This window comes from Flavobacterium sp. 9 (assembly GCF_002754195.1).
GTDB lineage: Bacteria > Bacteroidota > Bacteroidia > Flavobacteriales > Flavobacteriaceae > Flavobacterium.
The window spans coordinates 5528368-5542562 of the sequence record NZ_PEEU01000001.1; the positions used below are offsets into that span (position 1 = coordinate 5528368).

The 14195-nt window shown below is 34.1% G+C and carries 9 protein-coding genes; 7 read left to right on the forward strand and 2 right to left on the reverse strand.

Annotated elements, in window-relative coordinates:
- Window positions 1-40 precede the first annotated feature (40 nt).
- The 4 genes from CLU81_RS23150 to CLU81_RS26885 all read left to right on the forward strand — a co-directional run bounded on the left by CLU81_RS23150 (window position 41) and on the right by CLU81_RS26885 (window position 2826).
- Window positions 41-622 carry a TetR/AcrR family transcriptional regulator gene (locus CLU81_RS23150; RefSeq protein WP_099711985.1) on the forward strand — a complete coding sequence of 194 codons (582 nt, stop codon included), beginning with the start codon at window positions 41-43 and terminating at the stop codon, window positions 620-622.
- 59 nt (window positions 623-681) lie between these two features.
- Entirely contained in the window at window positions 682-1905 is a 1224-nt protein-coding gene (locus CLU81_RS23155; protein ID WP_099711986.1) for an MFS transporter, read from the forward strand.
- A 155-nt stretch (window positions 1906-2060) separates the two neighbouring features.
- Complete coding sequence (locus tag CLU81_RS23160; protein WP_233209753.1) at window positions 2061-2597, forward strand: hypothetical protein; 537 nt, start codon at window positions 2061-2063, stop codon at window positions 2595-2597.
- Between the two features lie 58 nt (window positions 2598-2655).
- Window positions 2656-2826: a hypothetical protein gene (locus tag CLU81_RS26885; protein ID WP_158235358.1), complete on the forward strand. Its 171-nt coding sequence runs from the start codon at window positions 2656-2658 to the stop codon at window positions 2824-2826.
- 289 nt (window positions 2827-3115) lie between these two features.
- Here CLU81_RS26885 and CLU81_RS23165 read toward each other — a convergent pair whose 3' ends face one another.
- Window positions 3116-5740 carry a phosphatidylglycerol lysyltransferase domain-containing protein gene (locus CLU81_RS23165; RefSeq protein WP_099711987.1) on the reverse strand — a complete coding sequence of 875 codons (2625 nt, stop codon included), beginning with the start codon at window positions 5738-5740 and terminating at the stop codon, window positions 3116-3118.
- 230 nt (window positions 5741-5970) lie between these two features.
- Between CLU81_RS23165 and CLU81_RS23170 the strand changes: the two genes are divergently transcribed.
- From CLU81_RS23170 to xylA, 3 genes are all read left to right on the forward strand, one after another.
- Complete coding sequence (locus tag CLU81_RS23170; RefSeq protein ID WP_255410531.1) at window positions 5971-8634, forward strand: polysaccharide deacetylase family protein; 2664 nt, start codon at window positions 5971-5973, stop codon at window positions 8632-8634.
- Window positions 8627-9358 carry a glycosyltransferase gene (locus tag CLU81_RS27260; protein WP_255410532.1) on the forward strand — a complete coding sequence of 244 codons (732 nt, stop codon included), beginning with the start codon at window positions 8627-8629 and terminating at the stop codon, window positions 9356-9358. Before CLU81_RS23170 ends, CLU81_RS27260 begins: the two co-directional genes overlap by 8 nt.
- A 153-nt stretch (window positions 9359-9511) precedes the next feature.
- Window positions 9512-10837 carry a xylose isomerase gene (xylA, locus tag CLU81_RS23175; protein ID WP_099711988.1) on the forward strand — a complete coding sequence of 442 codons (1326 nt, stop codon included), beginning with the start codon at window positions 9512-9514 and terminating at the stop codon, window positions 10835-10837.
- 235 nt (window positions 10838-11072) lie between these two features.
- On the opposite strand, the gene CLU81_RS23180 is transcribed toward xylA, so the two are convergent.
- Complete coding sequence (locus CLU81_RS23180) at window positions 11073-13751, reverse strand: T9SS type A sorting domain-containing protein (protein ID WP_099711989.1); 2679 nt, start codon at window positions 13749-13751, stop codon at window positions 11073-11075.
- Window positions 13752-14195 lie beyond the last annotated feature (444 nt).

The window sequence follows — 14195 nt, forward strand, 5'->3', positions numbered from 1 at the left end:
GACCGATCGGTCTTATCTTTGTCCCGTTAAATTTAAAGTCATGAGTAAAGCAGAACGTACCAGACAATTTATTATCGAGACATCGGCACCTATTATTAATAAAAAAGGAATGGCCGGTACTTCGTTGAGCGATATTATGGAAGCTACAAAGCTGGCGAAAGGCGGTATATATGGCAATTTTGAGAATAAAGAAGAAATCTGTACCGAGTCATTTTTATATCTAAGATCACAATTAGCAGCTAAATTAGACGCTGCTGTCGCTAAGGGAATTTCGGCTAAAGCCAAATTTACAAACCTGCTTGAAGCTTACGGAGACGATAAAAATACCGTTGGAGGTTGTCCGATTTTGAATTTTGGAGTAGAAGCAGACGACACCAATCCGGTTATTAAAGAATATGTGAAAAAATCGATTCATTCTGCTCAAAAAAGATTTTCAACCATTATCGAAAATGGTGTTGCAAACAACGAATTATCCTCAAATATAAAACCCGAACATTTTGCCATAAAAGTTTTTGCGATGATCGAAGGCGCGATTTTATGTCGTGAAATATTGAATAATAATGAACAAATGAATATTATCCTGGATAGTATCAAAACTGAATTTGAAAGCTACGTTTTGTAGTTTTTTTTTAATCATTTTTAGACCGATCGGTCTATTTATTAATAATTAATTTTTTGAAAATGAGAAATTTAAAAGAAAATCATAAAGGCTTTAGTACCTTTTTAGCCCTTGCCCTAATTCCTTTATCTGGTTTTGCAACCGATATTTATTTGCCGTCACTTCCTGCAATGGCAAAAGACCTGAATGTTTCTGCTTCAGCCATTCAGCTTTCACTCGTGTTTTTTATGTTTAGTTTGGGTGTCAGTCAGATATTTATAGGAAGCATACTCGATAGTTTCGGACGTTTTAAGATCAGTATTGTTTCACTTGCGGTATTTTCTTTAACCAGTTTTGTTATTGCCATTGTGCCGGATATTTATGTAATATATGCCATGCGAATTATCCAGGGAATCGCCATTGCATTTATTGTGATCGCAAAACGAGCTTATTTTGTAGACCTTTTTTCGGGTGATAAGCTAAAAAGTTACATTAGTTTATTCTCAATTATTTGGGCGTGTGCGCCAATTATGGCGCCGTTTTTAGGAGGATATTTGCAAAATATATTTGGCTGGAGATCTAACTTTTATTTTCTTGGCGGATTATCATTGTTATTTCTGATTTTAGAACTTCTTTATAGTGGAGAATCTTTAAAATATTTTCATCCTTTTAAATTAAAAAGCATTGCACAAACTTATGCAGGAATGATCAAAACGCCTGATTTTACATTAGGAATCGTAATTCTGGGTATTTGTTTTGGTCTGGTTGTTATTTTCAATTTGTCAAGTCCGTTTATTGTAGAACGTGTTTTAGGATATTCGGCTGTTACAACTGGTTACAGTTCTTTATTGTCTGGTTTATCTGTAATGACAGGCGGAATTATTTCGAAATCACTTATTCATAAACCTTTGGGCAAAAAAGTAACTATAGCTGTTTCTTTGCAAGCTGTTTTGGTATTGCTTATGATTTCTACGGCTCCAATGATTAGTAATATTTATACTTTGGTAGGTTTTACAATGGGAATAAATATCTGTGGAGGTTTCATTTTCAATACGATTTATGGATATTGTCTAAGTTTATTTTCTAAAAATGCCGGCGTAGCAAGCGGTTTAACCGGTGGAGCAACTTATATGGTAAGTTCAGTATTTAGTTATGGATTTGTGAATTTATATGCCGTAAAAAGCCAATTATTGCTTGGAGCAGCAAATATATCATTAATTGTTTTTATTAGTATTCTTTTTATCATTTTCAATAGATACAGAGTAAATAGTATCATTAGTAAAAGTCTTAATTTTCAGAATAAATAAGAACAAGTATTCTATATAATGGTTATTTTGTTAACACATAAATAAACAAACTTAGTAATGTGTTGTTTATGAGTTGACTATAAAAATAAAAGCAATTGATACTGCATTATGATATAATTCATAGAAAATTTCAATAATATTGTAAGAAAAAATTTATGAATAATATTGATATTTATGAAACGAACTTATCAATAGAAAATTCTATCGTACAGTATCTTTTTGAAAGTACAGGGAATAAAAAAATTATTAAAGCAGTTCAATACTCGGCTTTTGAAACTCAAAGTGGTGCAACTATTTATAATTTAGGTTTTGGAGATTATAATTCTGAAGTTCAAAGCATTTCTGATAAAGAAAATAGTAATAATGGTGATATGTGGAATGTATTTAATACAGTCTTAAGTACTGTACCTAGATTTTTTAATGATAATCCAGGATTTCCCATATACGTTCAAGGTAGTGATAGTTCAGATTTATTTGTAGTAGAGTGTAAAAAATCATGTTCTAAAAAATGTTCTGTAACTTGTAAAAACAAAAACAGAAGAATAAGAACTTACACTTACTTTGTAGACAAATATTTTAAAGAACTTTCAAAGGATTATATCTTTTTTGGTCTGGATGAAAAGGAAAGAGACTTTGTTCAGTATCTTCCAAAAAATAAGTACATTGCGATACTAGTTTACAAGAAAAAATAGATAATTTTGTACAATAATTGATTTCGTATGTATTAATAATCAATTAAATAAAGTGGTTATGAGAAAAGATAGTAAAACACTGAAGGAAGTAAACATAATTTCTATGTCGAGCGAGACTAAGAAAAAGATTTCTGAAGTTGCTAATGAGATAAATGGGAGAAATTTGTTTACAGAGAAAATTGAACTTGCAAAAAAAACTTTACAACATTTAAAATCCTTACCGATTTAAATTTGTCATTATAGGAATAAATAAAAGCGATCTATATTGGATCGCTTTTTTTATATTGTAGAAATAGAAAAGCCAATATCTAAAAACCAGAATCTATTTTTGGTTAAAGGGCTTTAAATTATTATCATTATATGCAGTAGGTAATTTATAAAACACTTTTTATAAAAAAATAATATTTTTCTGCCTATCCCAAAAAAAGCAAAAATATAGGAAACGAAATTGTTTATTACAGATTACACATTCTCTGATTTAGAGAATTCTCTTTCGAAGAAATAAAGTTATTTTAGAGCTAAGGTTTTATGACTTTAGATAAAATTCTAGGTATTTGAATTAAATCATAATCATCTTCAAAAACAATATATTGATTGTGCCACGAAGGAGAAAATTTGTCTTTGAAGTTGCGTAAACCTTTATAATGAGAAAATGATTTTACTTTTTCGTACGCATATTTCATTGATTTTTCCTGTATGGTTTGCGGATTTTCGATTCCGCTCATTGGAGCCAGACCAAGATCAACATAAGTAATGTCTTTTGATTTAAGATAATTAAAAAGCGCGACCATAATAAAGTCCATAATGCCATTTGGCGCATCATCAGTTTTTCGGATTAAATCATAAGTACTTTCATTTTTTGCATAATCGGGAATAATATTTATGAAAGCAAGAATTTTTCCTTCGCCGTTTTCGACCGTAATAATGGTTTGTTGTTTGAGTTCTTCCCACAGAAAAATTCCCTGCGAAAAAAGGATTTCTTTTCTCGAAGTTTCCTGAAGCCATTGATCGCTAACAGCTTTAATTTGCTGCAATAATCCATCTTTTATTGGGGGTTCATTTACAATAGATTGCAAACCAAGATCTGTAATCTTTTTTAAGCCATTTCGCAATGATTTCCGATTTTGCCCTTCCAAATGAAATTCTCCAAGATCAACAACCGCAGCTTGCCCGAGAAAGAAGTATTTTTTGCCAATATCAGTGTAGGTTTTCAGACTTGTTTCAGGAATTCGGTAATAAATACTTCTAAGCCCAAAATCGTAACAGAATTTATCAAATTCAAGAATGCAAAGTTTGATTTCTTCGATAGAACTTCCAACAGGATTTTCTAAAGCAACGGCAAAATTTCCCGCTAATCGATACGAAATAAAGGCATTTTTGCTTTTCGAAATAAAGAATGATTTATCAAAATAGGTTTTAAAATAACCCAGACTTGAGTTTCCGTATTGCTGCATTAAATTATTTGCAATCTCTTTTTCCTCGTCTGTTGGAGTATTTTTTAAGATTGAAGGTTTTACCAAAGTATAGATTAAAAAGCCGAAAGAAAGGAATCCGCTAATCTTGAGCGAAATTAGAAAATGTGTCGCAAAAGTTCCATTTGGATTCAGATTTTCGCTGCCAATCAAGAAATAATTCTGAAGCGTATATCGAATCGATTCTCCTAAACTAAAATCGATATTAAAATGTTTTTTATCAAAGAAATAAAAACCAAGAACACCATAAATTAGAACGGCTAAAATACTTAATAATGAAGTTTGTAAACCAATAAGACCAAGCTTTGGATTTGTTTTGATATAATATTCTTTTCTCGTAGCGATTAAAACAAAAAGTACTAAAAGTGCGATAGTAGATTCTTCAAAATCAATTGCTTTGGTTAGATTTCCTATCAAAGAAATTACAGATAAAAGCACCGCAAACCACCACGCCATTCGGAGCCCTTTTAGCATAAATGCCGAAGTAACCAATAGAAATAATCCGGTTGTGAATACCAGATAATTTGAGGTGCTTATAGCTTCAATTGGGAGGAAACTTTTAAGAATATGCAATCTGCTATGGATTGCGGGTGTGAGAACGGAAATAATATTGACAATACCAAGAATCAGCAAAAGCAAGGCGGGAATAACACGTAATAGAAGCTTCTGAATTTTGGAAACAAAAAGAATAATGCCTGCAAATAATGGAAGCCAGAATTCAAAAAAACGATAAAATAAAGTGATTGCAACGGCTTGCATATTATCAAAACCGTAGCGAATTAAAATATATCCCATAGAAACTTCGACTGCGCCCAAACCTCTTAAAAATGGAGATATAATCAGGAAAATAACTGCAACAACATAAGCCATTGTTGCGGCAAAAAGCGACGACTCAAATTGAAGCGCTTTCATGGCAATGTAAATGTGCAAGATTCCAACGGCATCAATTATTACGGAACATAATACTATTTTGAAAAAGCCAATTCTGTTTATTTTGTGTTCTTGTAAGTCAAGTAAAAACGGTTCTATTTTAGGAAAATTTCTCAAAATAAATCTATAGAGTTTTCCCTTTTGAAGTACCGAATTAAACAATAGAAAAAACAACGGAATAATGACGATTACAAGACCAAAAACCAACCATTCGTTATAACCAATATCTCCTTTTAGAAGAGAAAAAAGAAACAACGGTATTGCAAAAAGAATTACGGAAAGAATACCTGTAAAACCATAAATTGCTGAGGCTAAATGAACGTCTGTTTTGGTTACGCCTTTCTTTAGCAAAGGTTCGGTAAAAAATAGAAGCGAGGTAATACCGCCAGCAGGAATAAATACACTGATAAAATTACGTTTCAGAAACAAATTTGTAGCATCTTTCAAAGTGATTTTGGCGCCAATTGCCGAAAACGAAACGACATACATTAATCCTTGTAGAAAGATATAAGAAAGCGTGACTAAGAAACCAATTAATATCCATAAAGGATTTGCTTCTGTAATGCTGTTTTTGATTTGATAAAGTTCGGTTCGTTCTTGTTTTATAAACCAAAAAGCAATTAGAAAAAAAATAAGCGTCAAGACAATCTGACCTAATAATTTACCCTTTTTCGAAAAGAAATTAAACACTATTTTTTTGAAAAAGTTTAGTTTGGTATTCGTGTCTTTTGCTTCTGTCATAATAAGCTTACTTATTTACTTTATTATAAAAATACCACAATTATTTGTTATTTAAGAGGCTTGATTCTTTAAAAGTCAGCGAATTAAGAATTATATAAGGAAAATTGGTGTTTCAATATGAATTGGAATCAGAATTTATATTTACAACGTAAAAACTTGTTAATACATCGGAAATGAATTAATAGAATAAAAATTTTGGTGTACATTTATACATCAATTTTCAGAAGATTATGGAAGATAAAAAACAAGTATTTCAGACGGAAACAAAATTGCGCTGGCGAACTTTTCAATGGTCAACGCGATTGATTATTTTTTTCTTATTAATGTTAATTCCGGTCTTTATTATCACTTTGCAAAGAGGTTTAAAACCTGTTTTGCCAATTTTGGGTAATGATCCTTCGACACAAAAATTATTGAGTCCAACTATTCCGCAGGAGCTTAGTGCAAAAGACCTTAGAAAATACAAAGGTTTTGATAGTTTTTTGAGATCAAAATCAAAAATGGAAGAGCTGAAAAAACAAAATCAGGCAGTTGATCTTCAGGAAATCCGTGCTGCTTTTTATGTAGATTGGGATCCGCAGAGTTTGTTTTCGCTTCAAAAAAATATTGATAAACTCAATATGGTGATTCCCGAATGGTTTTTTATAGATCCTAAAACTGATTTGCTTCGGACAGAAATTGACACGGCAGCTTCGAAGATTATGAAAAAGGCCGGAATCAAAATTATTCCAATAATCAACAATATTAATGACGCAAAAGGTGGAGATTTTGATGGTGATTTGGTACACCGAATTCTGCATGACAATGTAAAAAGAGAAAGACTTATAAATGATATTGTAAAGAATCTGAAGCAATATAAACTTCAGGGAATTAATATTGATTTTGAAGAATTTAAGGAAACTAGTGATGAACCAATTATCGCTTTTCAGAAGGAACTTTACGAAAAATTGCATGCACAAGGCTTTATCGTCACGCAGGATATCATGGCTGACAATGGCGATTTTAATATAAAAGCATTGGCAAAGTACAATGATTATATGTTTTTGATGGCATATGATGAACATTATGCAGGAAGTGTTCCGGGCGCAATAAGCAGCCAGAAATGGACAGAAAGAATTCTTGATCAGATTGCGAAAGAAATTCCATCGAACAAAATTATTCTCTGTTTTGCAGGATATGGTTATGATTGGGAGCAAAACAAAGAGGCAATAACGGTTACTTACGATGAAGCATTATCGCTCGCAAAACAATATGGCGCAACGATTACTTTTGACAATAATACTTACAACAATTCTTTTAGCTATAAAGACGGAAGAGGGAACAAGCATCAGGTTTATTTTACAGATGCAGCGACCAATTTTAATACCATTCGTTTTGCAGATGAATACGGAACTGCCGGAACCGCATTATGGCGATTAGGCAGCGAAGACGGCAGATTGTGGCATTATTATAATAGAAGTTTAACGAACGAAAGTGTTACAAAAAATGCGTTCGATTTTAGAACTTTAGAAAAAGTACACATGATTTTTTCGACGCCGGATTATATTGGAGAAGGCGAAATTCTGAATGTTTTGACAGATCCTCAGCCGGGAAAAATTAAACTTCAAACAGATCCGAAAGAATCGATTATAACTGAGGAAAGTTATCTTGAATTGCCAACAAAATATGTAATCAGCAAGTTTGGAAATGTACATAATGAGGTTGTTTTAACTTTTGATGATGGTCCGGATCCAACTTATACACCGCAAATTCTGGATATTTTGAAGCGTGAAAATGTGCCTGCAACCTTTTTTGTTGTGGGACTTCAGGGCGAGAATAATATTCCGCTTTTACAGCGAATTTATACGGAAGGACACGAAATAGGGAATCATACTTTTACTCATCCAAATATTGCATTGGTAAGTAAAGAACGAGCTTCGGCAGAAATGGAAACCACGCGTTTGTTGATCGAAGCGGTTACTGGCAGAAGTACCGTACTTTTTAGAGCGCCCTACAATGCAGATGCTGAACCTACAACTGAAGCTGAACTTAGACCTGTTGCGTTGAGTAAAGCTCAGAATTATTATACGGTTGGCGAAAGTATCGATCCCAACGATTGGGAAAAAGGCATTATTGCGGATAGTATTTATGCCAGAGTCATTCGAGAATATGAAGAAGATCCAAGCAAAGGGATAATTTTGCTTCATGATGCGGGCGGAAACAGGCAACAAACTGTAGAAGCTTTACCGCGAATTATTAAATATTTTAAAGATAAAGGCGTTCAGTTTACGACTGTTTCTAAGTTATTAGGAAAAAATAAAAACGAAATTATGCCTAAAGCCAAAGGAAACTTAATGACGATTGATAACATTATTTTTGGTTTGGGATATTGGTTTGGACATTTTATTACGGCTGTTTTCTGGATTGCAATTCTGTTGGGATTCTTTCGTATTTTGTTGATGGCAATCATGGCTTTTTACAAGAAATGGAAAGACCACAAACATCCTTTATCCTATACTACAGAAGGAGAAAATTATCCTAAAGTAAGTATTATTGTTCCGGCGTATAATGAAGAAGTAAATGCTGTAAAAACAATTCAGAATTTGCTGCGACAAGATTATCCTAGTTTCGATATTATTTTTGTTGATGATGGCTCAAAAGACAGCACTTTTTCTAAAGTCGATTTAGAATATAAAAATCATCATATTGTAAAAGTTCACACCAAAGTGAATGGCGGAAAAGCTTCTGCTCTTAACTACGGAATTTCCATTACAAACAGTGATTTTGTGGTTTGTATTGATGCCGATACACAATTAAAAACCGATGCACTTTCGCAATTAATGAAGTGTTTCAGGCTGCAATTCAAAAAACAATCAACAAGTTGGTGCCGTTGCCGGAAATGTAAAAGTGGGTAACGAAAATACGATGTTGGCAAGATGGCAAAGTATCGAATATACAACCGCGCAAAACTTTGACAGGCGAGCTTTTGATTTAGTTAATGGAATTACAGTAGTGCCGGGCGCTATTGGAGCTTTTAGAAAAGAAGCGATAGAAATTGCTGGAGGTTTTACAACAGATACTCTTGCCGAAGATTGTGATTTGACCATTAGAATTTTGCGAAACAATTATCGTATCGTCAATTGTGTTGAAGCAGTTGCGGTTACAGAAGCTCCTGAAACTTTGAACGAGTTTATGAAGCAGCGTTTTCGTTGGAGCTATGGAATTATGCAGGCATTCTGGAAAAATCGAGACGCTTGCTTTAATCCAAAATATAAAGGTTTGGGAATGATTTCGCTGCCAAATGTGCTGATATTTCAGATTCTGCTTCCAATATTTGCTCCATTGGCAGATTTAATTTTGATTCTAAGTTTAATATGGAATCATAACGATCCGGATAGTCTTCATAAAATCGCTATTTATTATCTGGTATTTATGCTTGTCGATATGTTAGTAAGTGTAATTGCTTTTGTCTTCGAAAAAGAGCGATTAAGCAAACTAATATGGCTTATTCCGCAGCGATTTGTGTATCGTCAATTGATGTATGTGATATTGTTCAGAGCTATCAGAAGAGCCATAAAAGGAGAAAGTCAGAGTTGGGGAGTATTAACCAGAACCGGAAATGTAGGGTCATTAGATTAGTTTTCAGTAGGTTATTCTTTTATAACAAAAATCTACTCTAAAGTAAGAATTCAAACGTTTTTTTATTTTCAAATGGTCATTTAAACTATATATTTGGATCCTGATATAGCAAGGCTTAGAAAAGAAAATTAGGTTAATAATAAAGCAAGAAAAATGGTAGTTTTAGGAGACAAAGAGTATTATAAAGGAATTGGTAAAATCAATTTTGAAGGAAAGGATTCAGACAATCCTTTGGCTTTCAGATATTACAATCCTGATCAAATTGTTGCAGGCAAAACTATGCGTGAACATTTTAAATTTGCGATATCTTATTGGTACAGTTTCGGAGGTGCAGGATCAGATATTTTTGGACAATCAACTCAGACTCTTGCCTGGAATGAATTAAGAGAGCCTATTCAGGCTGCAAAAAATCGTGCCGATGCCGCTTTTGAATTTATAAGCAAAATGGGATTTGGTTATTATTGCTTTCACGATCACGATTTGGTTCAGGAAGGACAAACTTTTACCCAGTCTGAATTGCGATTGGCAACCATGACAGATTATTTAAAAGAAAAACAAGCTGTCTCAGGAATTAAAGTACTTTGGGGAGCTGCCAATTGTTTTTCGAATCCAAGATATATGAACGGAGCTGCTACAAATCCGGATTTTAAAGTAGTTGCCAGAGCTGCGGCTCAGGTAAAATTAGCGATGGATGTGACTATTGCACTTGAAGGCGAAAATTATGTTTTTTGGGGTGCGCGTGAAGGTTATTTGAGCTTATTAAATACAGACATGAAACGCGAACTGGATCATATGGGAACGTTTTTGTGCAAGGCAAGAGATTATGCACGAGGACAAGGTTTTAAAGGGAATTTCTTAATCGAACCAAAACCTATGGAACCTTCTAAACATCAATATGATTTTGATTGCGCCACGACAATTGGTTTCCTGCGTCAACATGGTTTAGAGAAAGATTTTAAAATAAATATAGAAGTAAACCACGCAACATTAGCACAGCATACTTTTCAGCATGAGCTTGATGTAGCGGCGATGTCAGGGATGTTAGGAAGTATTGATGCTAACAGAGGAGATAATCAGAATGGCTGGGACACGTCTCAGTTTCCAAATAATATTCAGGATGTTACAGAAGCGATGTTGGTTTTTCTTAAAGCTGGTGGAGTTAATGGCGGTGGCGTAAATTTTGATTCAAAAATTAGAAGAAACTCTACAGATATGGAGGATATTTTTCTGGCTCATATTGGTGGCGCAGATGTTTTTGCAAGAGCTTTATTAACAGCGGATAAAATTATTACTTCATCACCATATGAAAATTTAAGAAAACAACGTTACAGTTCTTTTGATAGCGGAAAAGGAAAACAATTTGAGCAAGGCAAACTGAATTTTAAAGATTTGTACACGATTGCAATCGAAAACGGTGAATTGGAATTACAAAGCGGAAAACAAGAGTTTTTTGAGAATATAATCAATCGTTATATCTAGTTTAGAAGAGTCATAAAAAAAACTATTAAAATGTTATTCCGGAGCAGATATTCTGAATCAATTTTAAACACAAGTATCACTAATTTTTACAAATTCGAAGGATTTGCTTAGTTTGTGAAATTAATTTCACAAACTAATTAGTGGCAATTAGTGAAATTCGTGTTCAAAATAAAAAAATCCCATTCACAGAAGCGAATGGGATTTTAAGGTTATAATTAAGGGCAAATTGTAAAATTTAATTTTTAACGAATTTAAAGTTTTGTACCGAATTCCCTTCTGTTGAAGCTTTTATCATATAAACTCCTTTTGAAAGACCATTTACAGGAACTTCAGAAGTAATCATGTCTTCGGCAATAATAGTAGTTTTCCAAACTTCTTTTCCGGCTATATCGTACATAGAAAGCGCAACAGGACCATTTATAGTATGATCAAATTTTATTCTGAAAGTACTTGATGCAGGATTTGGAAACACATAATTGGTCGCCGCAGTTTTAAAATAATTTGGTGTACTTAAATTTGTTGCCACCGAAATTGCATACAAAGCAGCATCAGCCTGAGGCAATTGAACACTCAAAGTTCCTTGCGATGTACTAGTTGTACCAGAATACAATTCTTTAACTGTATAATTTCCCGAGCCTAAACCAAGACGGCTTAAATTGACATTGTTGGTTACTGCAGCATTGCTATAATTAAACACAGCAACATAAGTAACGCCGTTTTTTGTAGCCGAAAAAACATTGGCAGCATTATAACCTGTATTTCCATCTGCAGGGCGGAATTGAATATCAGCGCGGGCAACATTCATAACATCATTATTTTGTAAAAGTGATTGTGCTTTTGCTTTCCACGCGCCTGCAACAGAGAAATCATCACCACTTGTAATCGTTCCTGTTACAATACTGCCTAAAAGTCTAGCACGATTTTCTCCCGCAGTAACAGTTCCAAACACAACGTGATCCGCATCCAGATAATCATAAATTTGATTTTGCCACCAGCCATAAGTCGTGCTGTTAAGCGTATAATCGCTATCGCCAATACTGCTGTAAGCATCGCAGGCAATACGGCGCATATGTACATAAGGTCCCGTCGCAATATTAGGCGATATCGCAGCTTCGACTAACATTGTACCATTAATTTCGTCTACTAAATATTTCATTCCTTCCTGATAAGCCTCCATTCCTGTATGCAATTGATAATTCACAAAACTATCAGCTTCGATACTGGCGTGCGTCAAAAAGTCGACTTTTACCATTTCAAAACCAGCGGCTTTAAAACGATTGATAAAATAATGTATTCTGGCCTTAGTTCCCGGACTTGTTGGGTCCATTGCATAAGCGCCATCCAATTCAAAAGGAGCACCATTAACGGTAGTCCAACATTGATTGTAGTTGTACGAACTGCCTTCGACCTGACGATTGTATTTTCCCCAATCTACAAACGGAGCCCAATAAATACCGGCTTTAAAACCTTTGCTTTTGGCATAAGTAACAAATTGTGCCAGTTGTGCATCAGACATATTATCCCAATACGAATCAAGATCTATGAATAAAGTATTGTCTTCGGTTTTGAAAGCCGGACAATCATTCTTAAAAAAGTCTACAACGGCATTAACCTTTGTTAAATTAATAGAAGTCTGCATTGCGCCCCAACTATTCCAACCCATTGGTTTTGGTGCTGTCCAGTCGAAAATATATTTAGGTTGAAGCGCCGCATTTGCCTGAGCAAATTCTTCGAAACCAGTTCGCCAATCGTCATTTGCATTTATAATTACTTTAGGCGAAGGACAACTTGTTTGACCAACATTTACCCAGCCATGACCACGAGTATCTCTTGTAACTTCCTTTTTTGTCCATCCTGCAATAACTGAAACGTAGGCAGATGAGGTTCCGCCGCCATTTACCGTAATTCCCGTTTTCCATTTTGTGTGTTCAAGAGAACCAATAACCAATCCTTTTCGGTTCGTATTATTGTAAATATTAGTAATCTCAGATGCTGTAAAATCTGCAGCATTAAGCGGATAAGCATTATAACGAACCCAAGCATCATTATCATAAGGTACAAAAACTGCTCTGGTATCTCCCGTACCAAAGTTTGGTGTAACCTGATTACTCGTCAAAGGTGACATTTTGTAGCAATTAGAACCATTTCCCGTAAGGACAACCTGAACGGCAAGGTAATTTTTGTTGGTATAAGTGTAGAAAATCTGTTGCATTCCCAACGTATAATTTCCACTTAAAGTGAAAATATGCTTCGTGCCGCTTCCAATATTATCCGTAAAAGATTCTGTAGAATAAACCGCTGAAGCAAAATTACTGCTCACATATTGTTGATCGCTAGACGCATAAGCAGATGCATTAGTAATTACTGTAGCGCCATTAAATTTTACGTTATACGTTTTGTTGGTTAAATTGTAAACCACACTGTTATTTGTTCCAAAATTCACCGTTTGAGTTGTTGACGCCGCCATTGGTGTCAAAACAAACTTGTCTAAATTGGGCGCCCAGGAATTCGTGTTATCCCAAAGCAGAGTAGTGGTTCCGCTGTTTAAATATACACTGATGTTTTGCGAAGCTGCGGTACTCCAGCCTCCGCTAGGATCACACGGAATTGAAATTGCTGTTGCTGATCCTGCCGTTAAACGAATTGTTCGCGGATCTCCCGTGCAATAAAACAATTGCAGCTTGTACCAGCCAGTTGTCGCTACAGAAACGTTTACCGAAACACTGCTGTCACCGCCCAAATTCCCAACTATTTTGTTGGAACAGGCATCGCAGTTTTGTATGTTGGCGCTATTGGTGCGCGTGCCATTTTCGAATTCATAAGTCTGAGCCGAACTGCATAAGGCAAATAATAATACTATGACGGTAAGATATGCTTTAACCGAAAATTTTTCTTTTGTAATTTTTTCTTGCATAATAATTTATTTTAAATAGTTAAGATGCAGTACTATACTATACTGTGCTACAATGATAAGAAAAATATTAATATGATGTATATAATGTTAAAAAATAAATGATTTAATTATTTTTTAATTACTTAATTATGGTATGTGTTTATGCGTTATTGATAATGTTTAGGAAAATTCATTTATTAAGGTCTAAAAAACGAAAACTATTAAGTACATAATTATATATAGAAACCAAAGGTTGAAAAGTGCCGTTAGTTACAAAATATTGGTAGAAAACACGAATCGAAATAAATTTAGCGTATCGTAGGTACGCAATGATTAGCGTTTTGTTGCGTACCTACGGCGCGCCCAATGCCATTAAGTTAGCTTTTAGAAAATAAAATCCGTTTTCATCTGCGTTTTTACGAAGTAAATCTGTTTTTATCCGCGTCAAAATTAGACGCTGATTTT